The 12797-nt window shown below is 65.8% G+C and carries 10 protein-coding genes; 7 read left to right on the top strand and 3 right to left on the bottom strand.

Features of this window, described 5'->3' with window-relative positions:
* The first annotated feature begins 353 nt into the window (after nt 1–353).
* Nucleotides 354–2834 (top strand): RICIN domain-containing protein, encoded by a 2481-nt coding sequence (locus tag ABE85_RS07620; protein ID WP_067272159.1) that lies wholly within the window; start codon nt 354–356, stop codon nt 2832–2834.
* 9 nt (nt 2835–2843) lie between these two features.
* Here the strand turns inward: ABE85_RS07620 and ABE85_RS07615 are convergent, their stop codons facing one another.
* Nucleotides 2844–3833, bottom strand: coding sequence for an NAD-dependent epimerase/dehydratase family protein (locus ABE85_RS07615; protein WP_231993362.1), 990 nt, complete (start codon nt 3831–3833; stop codon nt 2844–2846).
* Between the two features lie 100 nt (nt 3834–3933).
* On the opposite strand from ABE85_RS07615, the gene ABE85_RS07610 reads away from it, so the two are divergent.
* The 4 genes from ABE85_RS07610 (at nt 3934) to ABE85_RS07590 (ending at nt 7578) form a co-directional block, all read left to right on the top strand.
* Entirely contained in the window at nt 3934–4299 is a 366-nt protein-coding gene (locus ABE85_RS07610) for a helix-turn-helix domain-containing protein (RefSeq protein ID WP_067272152.1), read from the top strand.
* A 245-nt stretch (nt 4300–4544) separates the two neighbouring features.
* Nucleotides 4545–5126 (top strand): nuclear transport factor 2 family protein, encoded by a 582-nt coding sequence (locus ABE85_RS07605; protein ID WP_082938417.1) that lies wholly within the window; start codon nt 4545–4547, stop codon nt 5124–5126.
* A 21-nt stretch (nt 5127–5147) separates the two neighbouring features.
* On the top strand, nt 5148–6149 hold the full coding sequence (locus ABE85_RS07600; RefSeq protein ID WP_067272149.1) for an alpha/beta hydrolase: 1002 nt from the start codon (nt 5148–5150) through the stop codon (nt 6147–6149).
* Nucleotides 6150–6843: 694 nt separating this feature from the next.
* Nucleotides 6844–7578: a family 16 glycosylhydrolase gene (locus ABE85_RS07590; protein WP_231993361.1), complete on the top strand. Its 735-nt coding sequence runs from the start codon at nt 6844–6846 to the stop codon at nt 7576–7578.
* A gap of 40 nt (nt 7579–7618) precedes the next feature.
* Here ABE85_RS07590 and ABE85_RS07585 read toward each other — a convergent pair whose 3' ends face one another.
* Entirely contained in the window at nt 7619–8404 is a 786-nt protein-coding gene (locus tag ABE85_RS07585; RefSeq protein WP_231993254.1) for an alpha/beta fold hydrolase, read from the bottom strand.
* A 275-nt stretch (nt 8405–8679) separates the two neighbouring features.
* On the opposite strand from ABE85_RS07585, the gene ABE85_RS07580 reads away from it, so the two are divergent.
* On the top strand, nt 8680–9033 hold the full coding sequence (locus ABE85_RS07580) for a DUF2946 domain-containing protein (protein WP_197507244.1): 354 nt from the start codon (nt 8680–8682) through the stop codon (nt 9031–9033).
* Nucleotides 9034–9241: 208 nt separating this feature from the next.
* Entirely contained in the window at nt 9242–11368 is a 2127-nt protein-coding gene (locus ABE85_RS07575; RefSeq protein WP_067272136.1) for a TonB-dependent siderophore receptor, read from the top strand.
* Between the two features lie 28 nt (nt 11369–11396).
* Here the strand turns inward: ABE85_RS07575 and ABE85_RS07570 are convergent, their stop codons facing one another.
* On the bottom strand, nt 11397–12764 hold the full coding sequence (locus ABE85_RS07570) for a TIGR02281 family clan AA aspartic protease (protein WP_067272132.1): 1368 nt from the start codon (nt 12762–12764) through the stop codon (nt 11397–11399).
* Between the last annotated feature and the right edge of the window lie 33 nt (nt 12765–12797).

Below are 12797 nucleotides of genomic sequence, written 5' to 3'. Positions count from 1 at the left end.
CCTGTATGGCAGGACTTTGAAGTCTGAACATTCACAGGAGGCTGCACATCCCATCGACTGATGAGAAGGAGCTGCGGTTCTAGGGAGGCGATGTCACTTCCTGGTCGATGCATCCATAAGACTGACAATGTGCATTATGTGATCATTGATGGAAGCCGGTCCAAGCCGGTGCCAGGTCTTGCCGCCGCACTCCAATGCCAGGTGGCTGACGGCGGCAGACCTGCCGCTGCCGGTCAGAAACCATCACTTCAACTTGTTTATAACCAATTGCTTGGTGACAATGGATGCGACCCGCTGCCAGTGTGCTTCTGGCAGCGGGAAACACTTCCGCGTCCTGGAGACACAAGCGACTCATGGCTTTCCGCATCCTGATGATCCGCGCCGCCTGCGCCGCAGCAGTCCTGGTGGCCAACCTGGCGCAGGCCATCGAGCCCACCGCGCAGTACCCGGGGGCTGCGCCCGGGGCCACCCGGTTCCTTGACAAGGATGAGTTGCTGGCCGGGTTCGACGACCCGGCCTGGTTCAAGCACAACATCCCGTTCCTGGACGTGCCCGACGCCCAGATTCAGCAGATCTACTACTTCCGCTGGCAGTCCTACAAGGGGCATCTGGTCTACACCGGATCGGTCTACGGCTGGCTGTCGTCGGAGTTCCTGGAGCCCGTGGACTACGGCGCGCCTTACGGCGGCATCTCTGCCGCCGCGGGTCATCACATCAACGAAGGCCGCTGGCTGCGCAACCACCAGTATGTGAAGGACATCGTCCACTACTGGCTCAACGGGCCAGGACAGTTCTCCAAGCCCATGAACGAGAGCGTCAACAAGGACACGTCGGACTGGGCGCACGAGTACAGCTTCTGGGCGGCCACTTCGGTCTGGCAGGTGGCGCTCGCCACGGGCGATCGGCAGTTCGCGATCAACGCCCTGCCCCACCTGGTCCGCCACTACCGGGGGTACGACACGCACTTCAACGCGACGCTCGGCTTGTACTGGCAGGTCCCGGTCTGGGACGCCACCGAATACACGCCGGCCTCGTATGAATCGAGCGATCCGTACCACGGAGGCGCCGGTTATCGACCCACGATCAACGCCTACCAGTACGGAGACGCACGCGCCATCGCGGCGATTGCCCGGCTGGCGGGCAACACGGCCTTGGCCGAGGAATACAACGGTCGGGCCTCCGCGTTGCAGACGGCCATGAACTCGCGTCTGTGGGACAGCCGAGCGAAGTTCTACTTCCACATGCATCGCGACGACAACCCGGCGCACAAGCTGCTGACGACACGCGAGCTGCAGGGTTTCGTGCCATGGATGTTCCACGTGCCCACGCCGGCACAGACGCCGGCGATGGCGCAGCTGCTGGCCCCCCAGGGGTTCAAGGCCCCGTTCGGACCGACCACGGCCGAGCGGCGCAGCAAGTGGTTCAACCACGAGGTCGACAAAGGCTGCTGCCGCTGGAACGGTCCGTCATGGCCCTACGAGACGGCCCAAGTCCTGACCGCCGTGGCCAATCTGCTGATCGACTACCCGAAGCAATCCACGATCACGGCGGCTGACTATGTCGAGCTGCTGCACACCTATGCCGCGACGCAGTACCGCGATGGCGAGCCGTACGTGGCCGAGGCCCACGATGCCGACGCCGACCGATGGCTCTACGACAGCCCCAACCACAGCGAGGACTACAACCATTCGACCTTCGTCGACAACGTGATCTCCGGCCTCATCGGCGTGCGCGGGCAGGCGGGCGATGCCGTGCGGATCAAGCCGCTCGCGCCCGCATCCTGGGATTACTTCCTGCTGGAGAACACGCCCTATCACGGGCACAACCTCACCGTGCTCTGGGACCGCACCGGCAAGCGGTATGGCCAGGGGGCCGGGTTCAAGGTGTATGTCGATGGCGTGCTGGCCGCCGCGCGCGGGCTGCCCACCGCCGTGACGGTCGCAGTCCCCAGGCCGCTGCTGCAGGACAACCGCGACGGCGTCGTCAACCTCGCCGCCAACACGCAGAAGTTCAGCCACGGCGCGCAGCCCTTCGCGAGCTTCACCGGTCCCAAGGACAGCCCGTGGAAGGCCACCGACGGCATCGTGTTCCGCACCGGCTTGCCGCAGAACAGCCGCTGGACGTCCAGCGGCAGCCCCCACGCGGTCGACGACGTCGGAGTGGACTTCCAGCGACCGGCGACGCTCAGCGAGGTGCGCCTCACCTTCTACGACGACCAGGCCGGCGTGCGTCTGCCCGCCAACTTCGATCTGCAGTACTGGGACGGCAAGACCTGGCTCGACATCCCCGGCCAGACTCGATCCGCGGTGACGCCGAACGCGGCCGTGTCCATCACCTTTCCCAAACTCACCGCGTCGAAGCTGCGGGTGAGCGCGCCCAACGGCAGCGGTACCGGCTGGGGACTGAGCGAACTGCAAGCCTTCGGCAAGCCGGTGTTCCAGTTCGTCAACGTGGACAGCGGGGGGCCGATGGTCGCAGCGATGTCGACGTCGCGGGCCACAGGCGCCCCAGCGGCCGAGTCGGTGTGGGAACTGGTGGATGCCGGTGCCGGGTGGTTCAAGATTCGCGGCGTCACCACCGGCGACGTCCTGAGTGCGGGCGCAAGAACCAAGAGTGGACAGAAGGTCGGGACGACCGCCGAGTTGGCCAGGGATGGGGATGCCGAGCATCTTCACTGGGCGCTGGTCGACGCCGGCGGCGGCCAGTTCAAGATCCGCAACCGCCTCAGCGGTCAGTTGCTTGGTCAGCAGTCCCACCATCTGGTCATGTCGCCCGACGCCGGCGTTCCCGATCAGCTCTGGAAACCGTACTCGGCTGCCGACTCTAGGCCCTGAGTCACCAGCTCAGAGTCGCCCGTGCTGGATCACACTTTCCGCCGTTGCCAGGATGGCCTCCCGTGCCGCCCTCGGATGCCAGCCAAGGAGGCGCGCGGCCTTCGCCGAAGACACTGCCCGGCGCTTTCCCAGATCCGGAAGCAGCGGTTTCATCGGCGTATTGATGAGCGCGAACAGATGGACCAGCCAGTCGGGCATGGTGCGTGTCGGCACCTTCGATGCGACGCCGCCCAACTCCGACTTCAACAAGGCGGCGACATCCGAAAGCCAGAGGAAGTCCGCGCCTGCGATCCAGCGCTCGCCCATTCCCTGGGCATCGGTGAGCACCAGCGCGTGCAGCGCAGCGAGATCACGCACGTCGATCATCGAGAAGCCGAGCCTGGCGACCGCCGGCATCTTGCCAGTGAGCATCTGGCTCACCAGGCTCAGGGTCGCACTGGCATTCGTTCCCAGCATCGGCCCCAACACGAAGCCGGGCAGGATGGTGGCCACCTTCGGTCCGGTCGGATGCTCGCGAACGAAATCCCACGCGGCGAGTTCCGCCAAGGTCTTGGATGCTGCATAGGTGCCCACACCTTCTCCGCGAGGGTCTGTCCAGTCCTGTTCATCGGCGGCGCGTGAGGATCCGTCTCCGGCGCTCGCCGCGGCCGCCGACGAGGTGACGACGACGCGTTCGACACCAGCTCGCGCTGCCGCTTCGAGCACGCGCTTCGTGCCCTCCACAGCGACTGCGATCGTGTCCACGCCGGGGAGCGCCATGACGGGAGAGGCGACGTGCGCGACATGCCGGACGCCGTGCATCGCCTCATCCCAACCTGCGTCGTCGAGAAGGTCGGCAGCCACGAATTCGAGCCGGTCCGTATCAGTCGCCACGCCGGCGATGTTGGCCCGCACGGCCTGTGCCTTTGTCGGGTCGCGCAGGGTGGCACGCACGTCATGACCGTCGTCGAGCAGCCGGGCGATCACCCAGCCGGCGACATAGCCCGAGCCGCCGGTCACGAGGGTCAAGGTCTTGCCATTTGCCATAATTCGTCGCACCAGTTTCCAAAGGGAACTGGATTAGAGACGCGCGTGTCGGTCGCCGCAAGGAGGCACTTCAATGAAACTGGGTGGGCGGAACATCCCCTCCGATACCTGTCGGCTGGTCGGCGACATCCTCGGCCAGATCGGCAACAAGTGGTCGATCCTGATCATGGTGCTGCTCTCGGATCAGCCGTGGACCTTCAACGCGTTGCGGCGGGAGATCGGCGTCATCACGCAGAAGATGCTGACCTCGACATTGCGAGGCCTTGAGCGCGACGGTTTTGTGAGCCGGACGATCCTTCCAGGATCCGTCGTGCGTGTGGAATACCAGTTGACGCGTCTTGGTCGTGAAGCGCTGCAGCCCATGAACGCACTGGCGACCTTCGCGCTCTCCAGGAAGGACGCCGTATTGGCGTCGCGTCGCGCGTATGACGATGCATGATCATCCGCGACGCTGCAGTCACGCCGCTCGAGTTGAGCCCGCCCGCTTGTCCGCTGTCGACAACGTTCACCGAAAGAGCCGTGCAGGTGCGTTAGAGCGGCGTCGATACCTGATGACGAGTGGCGTGGGGCGCGAGAATGAATTTCATACCGACAATCTATCAACTAGTAGGATGTGGTTTTCCGACAGCCGGGCGACAGGATGTTCAAGCCCCCGCAGGACCGAATCCATCTCTCGTGAATCCCATGAACAATGCAGCAACCGTTTCCCTCGAGCAACGCCTGGCCGCGATGGAGGACAGGCTCGCCATCTACAACCTGATCGCCTCTCACCCGCTGAGTGCCGACACCGGCCATGGCCCGTTCTTTCCGGAGGTGTACACGGAGGATGCCGTGTTCGACCGCGGCAGCGCGGCACCCGGCGCCGTCGGCCGCGAACAGTTGGTCGCCCTCGTGGAGAGCGCCGCGCACAAGCAGGCCATCGCGGGCGGTCTGGCCCACTTCGGCAACCTGCCCTACGTGGAGCTGGACGGGGACACGGCCCGGGTCACGTCCTACCTGATGCTCATCCGATTCCAAGGGGACAGCCCTGAAACGGAACTGGCCAATCACGGACTTTCCCGCGGCCATCAGGTATTCCGGGTGCTGGTGAACCGCTGGCTCGTCGTGCGTACGGCACACGGCTGGCGGATCAAGAGTCGGACCCTGCATCCGATGGATGGGAGCGAACCGGCACAAGCCCTGTTGCAGGAGGTCGTCGTACGGCCGCCGCTCAGCCCATCGGCCGCAAGGCCAGGCCAAGCTTCGCCAGAGCCCTCCGGCTCCTGAACGACGCCAGGAGGAAGTTGCATGACCGACCAGAAGCCAGGCATCGCGCTCGGCGCAAGAACCATCCCGTTCCCCAGGTCCATCAGCGAAGAGGCCCGAGGGGCTCTCGAACGCCTGGTGGGCGAAGACGGCATTCCTTTGTATGCGCGTCATGAGATGCCCGCCCCCGACGACGTCGCCTCGTGGATGAAGATGAAGGCCGCAGCGGGTGCGCAATATGCGGCCGCCATGAGCAGGCTCGCAGGCACCCTGCATTCAACGATAGAGACCCGCCAGGTCCTGGGAGCGACCCTCCATGTCGCCACGCCGCATCAGGCATTCGACCAGCGCGTGGCATTGATCGACCTGCACGGCGGTGCGCTGGTGTTTGGCGGTGGTGAAGCCTGCCAGGTCGGCGCGCGCCGCCAGGCCGACCTGCACGGTGTCGCGTGCTATGGCGTCGACTACCGCATGCCGCCCGAGCACCCTTATCCCGCGGCGCTGGACGACTGCGTCGTCGCCTACCGCCACGTGCTGGATCAGCATCTCCCTGAGCAGATCGTCATCATCGGCAGGTCAGCCGGCGGCAACCTGGCTGCCGCCTTGCTGCTTCGGTGCCGGGAGGAAGGCCTCCCGATGCCGGCCGGCCTTGTGCTGCTGTCTCCAGAGGTGGACCTGACCGAATCCGGGGACAGCTTCCAGACCCATCAGATGGTCGACGTCGTGCTTCCGCGCTCGCTCATGTCGAACAACCTGCTCTACGCCAACGGCGCGGACCTGGCCGATCCCCACCTGTCGCCGCTGTTCGGGGATCTCCGCGGCTTTCCGCCGACTTTCCTGCAGTGCGGGACCCGCGACCTGTTCCTCTCCAACACCGTGCGGATGCATCGGGCCCTGCGCCAGGCGGGCGTGGACGCCGAGCTGCACGTCTTTGAAGCGATGCCGCACGGTGGCTTCCAGGGCGGCACGGCCGAAGACCAGGAGCTGGACCGGGAGGTTCAGCGCTTCATCCGCGCGCGCGTACCTCCCGCGCTTCAACCCTGACCCCAGCCGTCTGCCGGTGCGAGCCCTGCACTCAGGGCCACCGGACCGAATGCGCGACTAGGGCGCCTTCCTGATCCGCCTGTCGCCTCGCCGAAGCGAGAACCCCGCAGCCAGGATGAAGAGCCAGGTGCAGGCATTTCCCGGACTCCAGGACTGCTCCGAACCCGCGATGTACGGGCTCGTCCACGGCATGCGGATCAAGGTCTCGGAAACACCTGGCACGAACGGCCAGAGCGGCAGAGAAAACACCCGGAGTTTTCCGCGAACCCGCTCGAGAGGCTTGTACATCTGCTGACCTATTCAATCTACTAGTTGGTTGATGGTACCTCTAAGATGGCCGCGTCATCCCATGCCAACAAAGATGCAACCCAAGCAACTCGCCCCTCTCCTCGCCAGCCTGCTGCTCGCTTCTTGCGGCGGGGGTGGCAGCGACACGACCGGCCCCCAAATGCCAGTCGGCGCTGCGCCCTCACCTGCACCTGCGCCCTCACCTGCACCTGCACCTGCACCTGCACCTGCACCTGCGCCTGCGCCTGCGCCTGCGCCTGCACCTGCACCTGCACCTGCACCTGCGCCTGCACCTGCGCCTGCGCCTGCGCCTGCACCTGCACCTGCACCTGCACCTGCGCCTGCGCCTGCGCCTGCGCCAGACCCGACCCTGCCGACGACGCCTGTTGTCCAGCACTCGGCCAACGTGCCCGCGGGCTATTCGATGGTGTGGAACGACGAGTTCAACGGGTCCGGTCTGCCGGATGCGGCCAAGTGGACCTACGACACCGAGGCCAATCGCACCGGCTGGTACAACAACGAGGAGCAGTACTACGCGGTGGCCAAGACCGATTACTCGCGCCAGCAGGACGGCAAGCTGTTCATCACCGCGCGCAAGGCCTCGCTGAGCAACGAACCGGACTGGGGCGGCCAGATCTACACCTCCGCGCGCCTGATCACGCGCGGCAAGGCCAGTTGGACCTACGGATTCTTCGAGGTGCGCGCCAAGATGCCGTGCGGCCAGGGCACCTGGCCCGCGATCTGGATGCTGGCCACCTCTGACAACTGGCCCGACAGCGGCGAGATCGACATCATGGAGCAGGTGGGGATGTATCCCGACACGGTGTCCGCGACGATCCACACCCGGTCCACGGCCGGCACCAGCGGCAACGGCGCGGAATTCAAGGTCGCGGACGCCTGCACGGCCTTCCACAACTACCAGGCGACGTGGACACCGGATCGCATCGTCTTCGCTGTCGACGGGAAGACGTATCACACCTATCTGAACAAGGGGACGGGCGCGGCGAGCTGGCCTTTCGACAAGCCGCAGTACCTGCTGCTGAACCTGGCCATCGGCGGCGAGATGGCCGGCTGGGTCGACCCCGCCGTCCTTCCGCGCAGCTTCGAGGTCGACTACGTGCGCGTCTATCAGAAGCGGTGATCGTGCGCGCCGGCACTCCGGCGCGCCCGTCCGGCGGCGATCAGCGCTTGCCCTGCGCCGCCTTGACGATGAGGTCTGCGACCGCCTGCGGCTGCGACAGCATCGGGACGTGGCCGCAATCGACCTCGATCGTCGCGGCGCCCATGCGCCGCGCCACGAAGCGCTGCACGTCGGGGTTGAGGGTCTGGTCTTGCTTCGGCACGATGAACCAGCTCGGCTTCACGCGCCATGCGGCAACCGTCGTGGTCGAGTTGGTCGCGGCTCGACCAATCGGTTGCTGAACGGCGTAGTAGCTCAGCGCCTCGGTTTCCGGCAGGTCGCCCACGAAGTACTTCACAAAGGACTCCTGGGACAGTGCGCCCCAGTCACCGTTCCACTTCAGGCCGGCGGACGCGGGCTTCGCCGGGAACTTGCGCGCCAGCGCCGCCCAGTCCTCGCCGGCATCCGGCGCGCGTGCCGAGACGAAGACCAGGCCGCTGACCTTGGCGTCCATGCCGGCCTCGCTGATCACCATGCCGCCCCAGGAATGACCGACCAGCAGGGCCGGGCCATCCTGCTGCGCCAGCGCCCGCTTCACGGCATCGACGTCGTCCTGCAGGCTGGTCAGCGGGTTCTGCACCGAGGTCACGTGCAGGCCCTGGGCCTGCAGCAGCGGGATCACCTTGCCCCAGCTGGAGCCGTCGGCATAGAAGCCGTGCACCAGCACGACGTTGTGGACGGCGACCGGGGCCGACTTGGCCGATTCGGAGACGGTCTGGTCGGCGCCGGCGGATTGGGCGTGCGAGAGCACCGGCGCAACGGCGACGATCAGACCTGCGACGCGCACAAGCGTCCTCCTGATCAGACGACCGGAACGGGAAGCTGGTTGCTGGCGAATGGTCATTGCAATTTCCTTTGAGTCGTTGGTCGGGTTCTGCAGCGCGTTTCGTCGTCTGCTGGGAATGCACTGTAGGAATCGATCCCCCACGCCAAAGCCACATTCGCATTACAAGTTTGAAATCTTGCGGAAGGTGCAGCAGCGGCGCGCAGAACGCATGCCTTCTTTCTAGAATGCCCTCGATGCAAGTCTTGCGGACATCGGTCAGACGCTGGGCATGGCTCGTGAGTTTCACGATCATGTTCGCGGCGCTCATGCCGTCGCTGTCGCATGCCATGGTGGCCCGCAAGGGCGTCACCTATGCGGAGATCTGCAGCGCCACCGGCTCCAGGTTCGTGGTCATCGATGCGGCCGACGCGTCCGATCCCACCGATGGCGCACCGGGGTTCAAGACGTCCTCGATGGACTGCCCGTATTGCGCCATCCACCACGGCACGCCGGCACTGCCTCCGGCCGCCTTGCAGTGGGCGCCGCCTGACGCGTTGACCTTCGAGCGGCCCCGTCTCTTCTTCGTCGCGCCGCGGACGCTTTTCGTCTGGGCGCCATCGCTCGCTCGCGGCCCCCCTCACGCCGCCTGATCGTCGCGAAGCAAGGCCCGGCCCGCGGTCTGTGAAGACGCGGCGCCTGGCGCCCTGCACCACTTCGGCGACGCCTACGTCCTTCGATGGTTCCGATGCGAGGCAGTGGACGACCACTGCCTCGCGCGTGCCCCTGTCTCTTCGAAGCTTCGACTGAGCCCGGCTTTCGGCTCGTGTCGATCTCGTCTTCCATTCGGCGATTCATTCCATGACATCTCATCTCCTCTGGAGCGCCCTGCTCTGGCCTTTGCTGGTTCATTCGCTCCCTCTGCACGCTCAGCAGGATTCAGCGCACGACCACTCGGACGCCGTCCCCACGGCATTGCCCGAAGTGAGGATCTCCAGCCCACGCTCCGCGACCTCAGCCAGCGGCCTGGCACTCGGCAACAACACCACCGCGTTGGAGACGCCGTTTTCCGTCAGCCGTATCGGCGCCGAACTGCTGCGCGATCAGGTCGTGACTTCGCTGCAAGAGGCCCTGCGCAACGTGCCTGGCGCACAGGCGGACTCCGGCTTCAACGGCTCACACACCCAGTTCTTCATCCTGCGAGGCGCCGTCGCCGACAGCGGCACCGGCTCGAATCGCATCCTGCGCGATGGCGTCCGGCTGTCCAACTACCCCTACACGCCAGCGTTCGTGGAGAGCGTCGACGTGCTTCGTGGCCCAGGCGCCGCCGTCGGGGTTCGCAGCGAGCCGGGTGGGACGGTGAACATCCGCACCCTCCAGCCGGAGTTCAGCAATTTCGGTTCGCTGTTGTTGAGCGGTGGGAGCGATCGACAACAGGAGGTGTCGTTCGACATGAACCGGCTGCTTTCTGCTGACAGGCAACTCGCGGCACGCGTCACCGTGACGCGCTCGAATGCCAGTGAATGGCGACATGTGCCCGACCGCCTGGACGGGATCAAGCTCGGCATCGCCAAGCACGACGGCGAGCGCTACCACCTTCGCGCCGGCATCGAAGCGACGGACCAGGTCTACCGGCCCGACTACGGACTCCCCGCCCTGAATGGGCGACCCGTGGCGGTCCCACCGGACCGGCAACTGAGCGAGCCGTTCGGAGACTCCTCCACGCGCAACCGCATCATCGATCTGCACGGTGACGTCGCATGGACACCCACCACGCGCCTGGCCCTTGATGTCACCCACCTCGAGGCGGAGTCCACGTCGATCAGGCATGTCCTCGCCGGCGCACCGTTGCCGAGTCGACCCGCCGGCACCTGGGGACGGGTGACGAGCTGGGAGCCCGGGACCACGCGGCGCATCGACTCAGGCAGCGCATCCGTCAACAGTCGCCATGCGATCGCCGGTGTGGAGCACCAGCTGTATCTGGGACTGGATCTCTATCGCGAGATCTTGGACCAGCCGACGCTGTCGCTGCCGCAATCGACCGGCGCGCCCATCAACGTGTACGACCCGGTCTACGGGCTGGTGACCGCGCCGGGTGCTGGCGTCACGACGTCGCGAAGCCTCACCACGCAGAACCTGCGTGCGGCCGGGGTGTCGCTTCAAGACCAGATCGACCTCGGGGACTGGAGTCTCGTCGCCGGCGTGCGGCTGGACCGTCAACGCTTCCTCTACGGCGCCGCCGGTGTCCAGGCGATCAGCGAATCGCATGGGTCTCCAAAGCTCGCGGTCCTCCGCCGGTTCGGCGATCGACACACCGTCTACGCCAACGTCGCCACCGGCATTGCGCCCAATCAGGTGGCGTCCTCCACCAACCAGTCCTTGCCCAGCAGACAGTCGTCGCAGATGGAACTGGGCTGGAAGTCGCTCTGGAACGGCGGCCGGCTCAGCACCGATGTCGCCGTCTATCGGCTGGACCAATCGAACCTGATCTCTTCGGACTTGAGCACGGCAGACAACTTCGATTTCAACGTGGCGGGCAAGGCGCGATCGCAAGGCGTGGAGGCTTCGTTGACCGGCCAATGGACCGACCGGTGGCGAGTCAGCGCCAGCGCCGCCTACACCGATGCCGCCTACGGCTACAACGCGGTCTATGGGGGCAAGCGCGTCCCCAACGTCGCTCGACAGACGGCCAACCTGTGGGCCCAGTACGCGTGGAACGACGCGTGGAAGACCTCCGGCGGCCTTTCGGTTCAAGGACGGCGCTTCGCGGACGAGGCCAACACCACGGTGCTTCCCGGCTATGCCCGCGTGGATCTGGCGCAGAGCTGGGCGATGCGAATGAGCGGCAAGGATGAACTGCAGTGGCAGCTGTCAGTGCGCAATCTCTTCGACAAGCGTTACTACGCGTCGAGCCACCTGCATGTGGCACGCTGGATCACGCCCGGACAGACGCGTAGCTGGACCTTGAGCGCGCTCTACCTGTTCTGAGGCCACCGCACGCCGGCCGAGAAAGACATCACTTGTCGATCCGGAAACGCATGGCCCTGAAATCGAGCGTGAAGCCGGAGGCGTCGCGCCACAGGTCCTGCCCGAGGTTGCCGAACATGGGCTGCGCGTCATCGCCCGGCTTGGGCTGCGTGTCCACGTCCACGTTCCTGAGCACGACCGCGTGGGAGCCGACGAAGGTCCGCCACTCGGGCAGTACCGCCGTCTCACGGGCCATTTCTCCCCCCAGGCCGGCGGCATGGCTCTGCTTGCGCGGCCAGTCGGCGGCGCGGTCCTTCACCTTCATCCAGTAGGTATGGGAGAAGTCCGTGGCGTTGGCGCCTGTATCGAGGGAGAACGGCATCATCGTGCCATCGTTGCCCAGCAGGACCACGGGCGTCAGTTCATTCATGTAGAGACGGGCGCCCTCCTTGCCCGCAGGCGATGTAGCCCCGATGGAGATGGCCTTGTCGCCATGGAAACTGACCCGGCCCAAAGCCTGGAAGACGGGATACCCCAGTGCGGCGGAGATCTGGTGTGTCCCCGTCGGCAGTTGAATGAGCAGATGGTCGTCGCTGACCACCAGCACCACCACGTTGTGAAGCGTGGCGCTCCCCAGGCGGATCTCCTTCACGACGGCCACCTTGCTGTCGACCTTGATCTCGGTGCTGCTGCCGACGCCGCCGATGTCGCCCGTGACATCGAGTCCGAGACGCTTGGCGAAGCTCTCGCTGACGATCGAGTAGTTGGCGCCCGAGTCGAGCATCCAGGCCGCGCTGACGCCGTTGGCAACCGCATCCACGTCCAAGGTTCCCAAAGGATTCCGGCGGATCGGCAGGCGCGACTCGCCGGACAGGCTCACGGTCTGCGGCGGCGAGGTGCCAAGCGCGCTGGCCAATGCCAGATCGGTCTTGACGCCCGCCAGTTCCCCCGGCTTCATCTGGTCGGCGTAACGCGCCACGGCCAGGCGCAGCGTCTTCGCCTGGTCCGCATAGGCCGAGGTCTTCCGATAGTCATCCGCGAGCGCCAGCAGCGCCTTGACCGTTCGCTCCGAAGGCTCCCGTTCAAGCGCCGGCAGTGCACGCAGGAGCTCCCGCTTGGAGGTGGCGATGTCGTTGGCGCGGTTCGCGGCAATGCCTCGCACGTAGTGGCCGCCGACGGTATCCGGCAGACGGGGAAGCATGGCGCCGACCTCGTCCATGCGCCACGCGTCGAGCGCCGATTCGGCTCGTGCCACCAGGTCGCCCTGATCTGCGGTCGTTGCGGTCGTTGCGGCCATTGCGGCGGCCGCGGGCAGGCTCACGCCCGTCAGCGTTGCGATCGCGGCTCCCGCGATCACGCCGCCAAGGGTCGAACTCAGACGGGGAAGGAATGACGTGGTGATGGAATGAATGTTCATGACTACCAGATGGCAAGGGATTCGACGCGCAGC

The organism is Mitsuaria sp. 7 (assembly GCF_001653795.1).
In the GTDB taxonomy this organism is placed as follows: Bacteria; Pseudomonadota; Gammaproteobacteria; order Burkholderiales; family Burkholderiaceae_C; genus Roseateles.
Note: the sequence above shows the minus strand (reverse complement) of the source record. Positions and strands in the feature narration are given on the sequence as shown.

Excerpts from the sequence above, each read along its gene's own strand:
- ABE85_RS07575 (WP_067272136.1), top strand. The coding sequence starts at position 9,242 with ATGACATCTCATCTCCTCTGGAGCGCCCTGCTCTGGCCTTTGCTGGTT.
- ABE85_RS07610 (WP_067272152.1), top strand. The coding sequence starts at position 3,934 with ATGAAACTGGGTGGGCGGAACATCCCCTCCGATACCTGTCGGCTGGTC.
- ABE85_RS07600 (WP_067272149.1), top strand. The coding sequence starts at position 5,148 with ATGACCGACCAGAAGCCAGGCATCGCGCTCGGCGCAAGAACCATCCCG.
- ABE85_RS07620 (WP_067272159.1), top strand. The coding sequence starts at position 354 with ATGGCTTTCCGCATCCTGATGATCCGCGCCGCCTGCGCCGCAGCAGTC.
- ABE85_RS07570 (WP_067272132.1), bottom strand. The coding sequence starts at position 12,764 with ATGAACATTCATTCCATCACCACGTCATTCCTTCCCCGTCTGAGTTCG.
- ABE85_RS07605 (WP_082938417.1), top strand. The coding sequence starts at position 4,545 with ATGAACAATGCAGCAACCGTTTCCCTCGAGCAACGCCTGGCCGCGATG.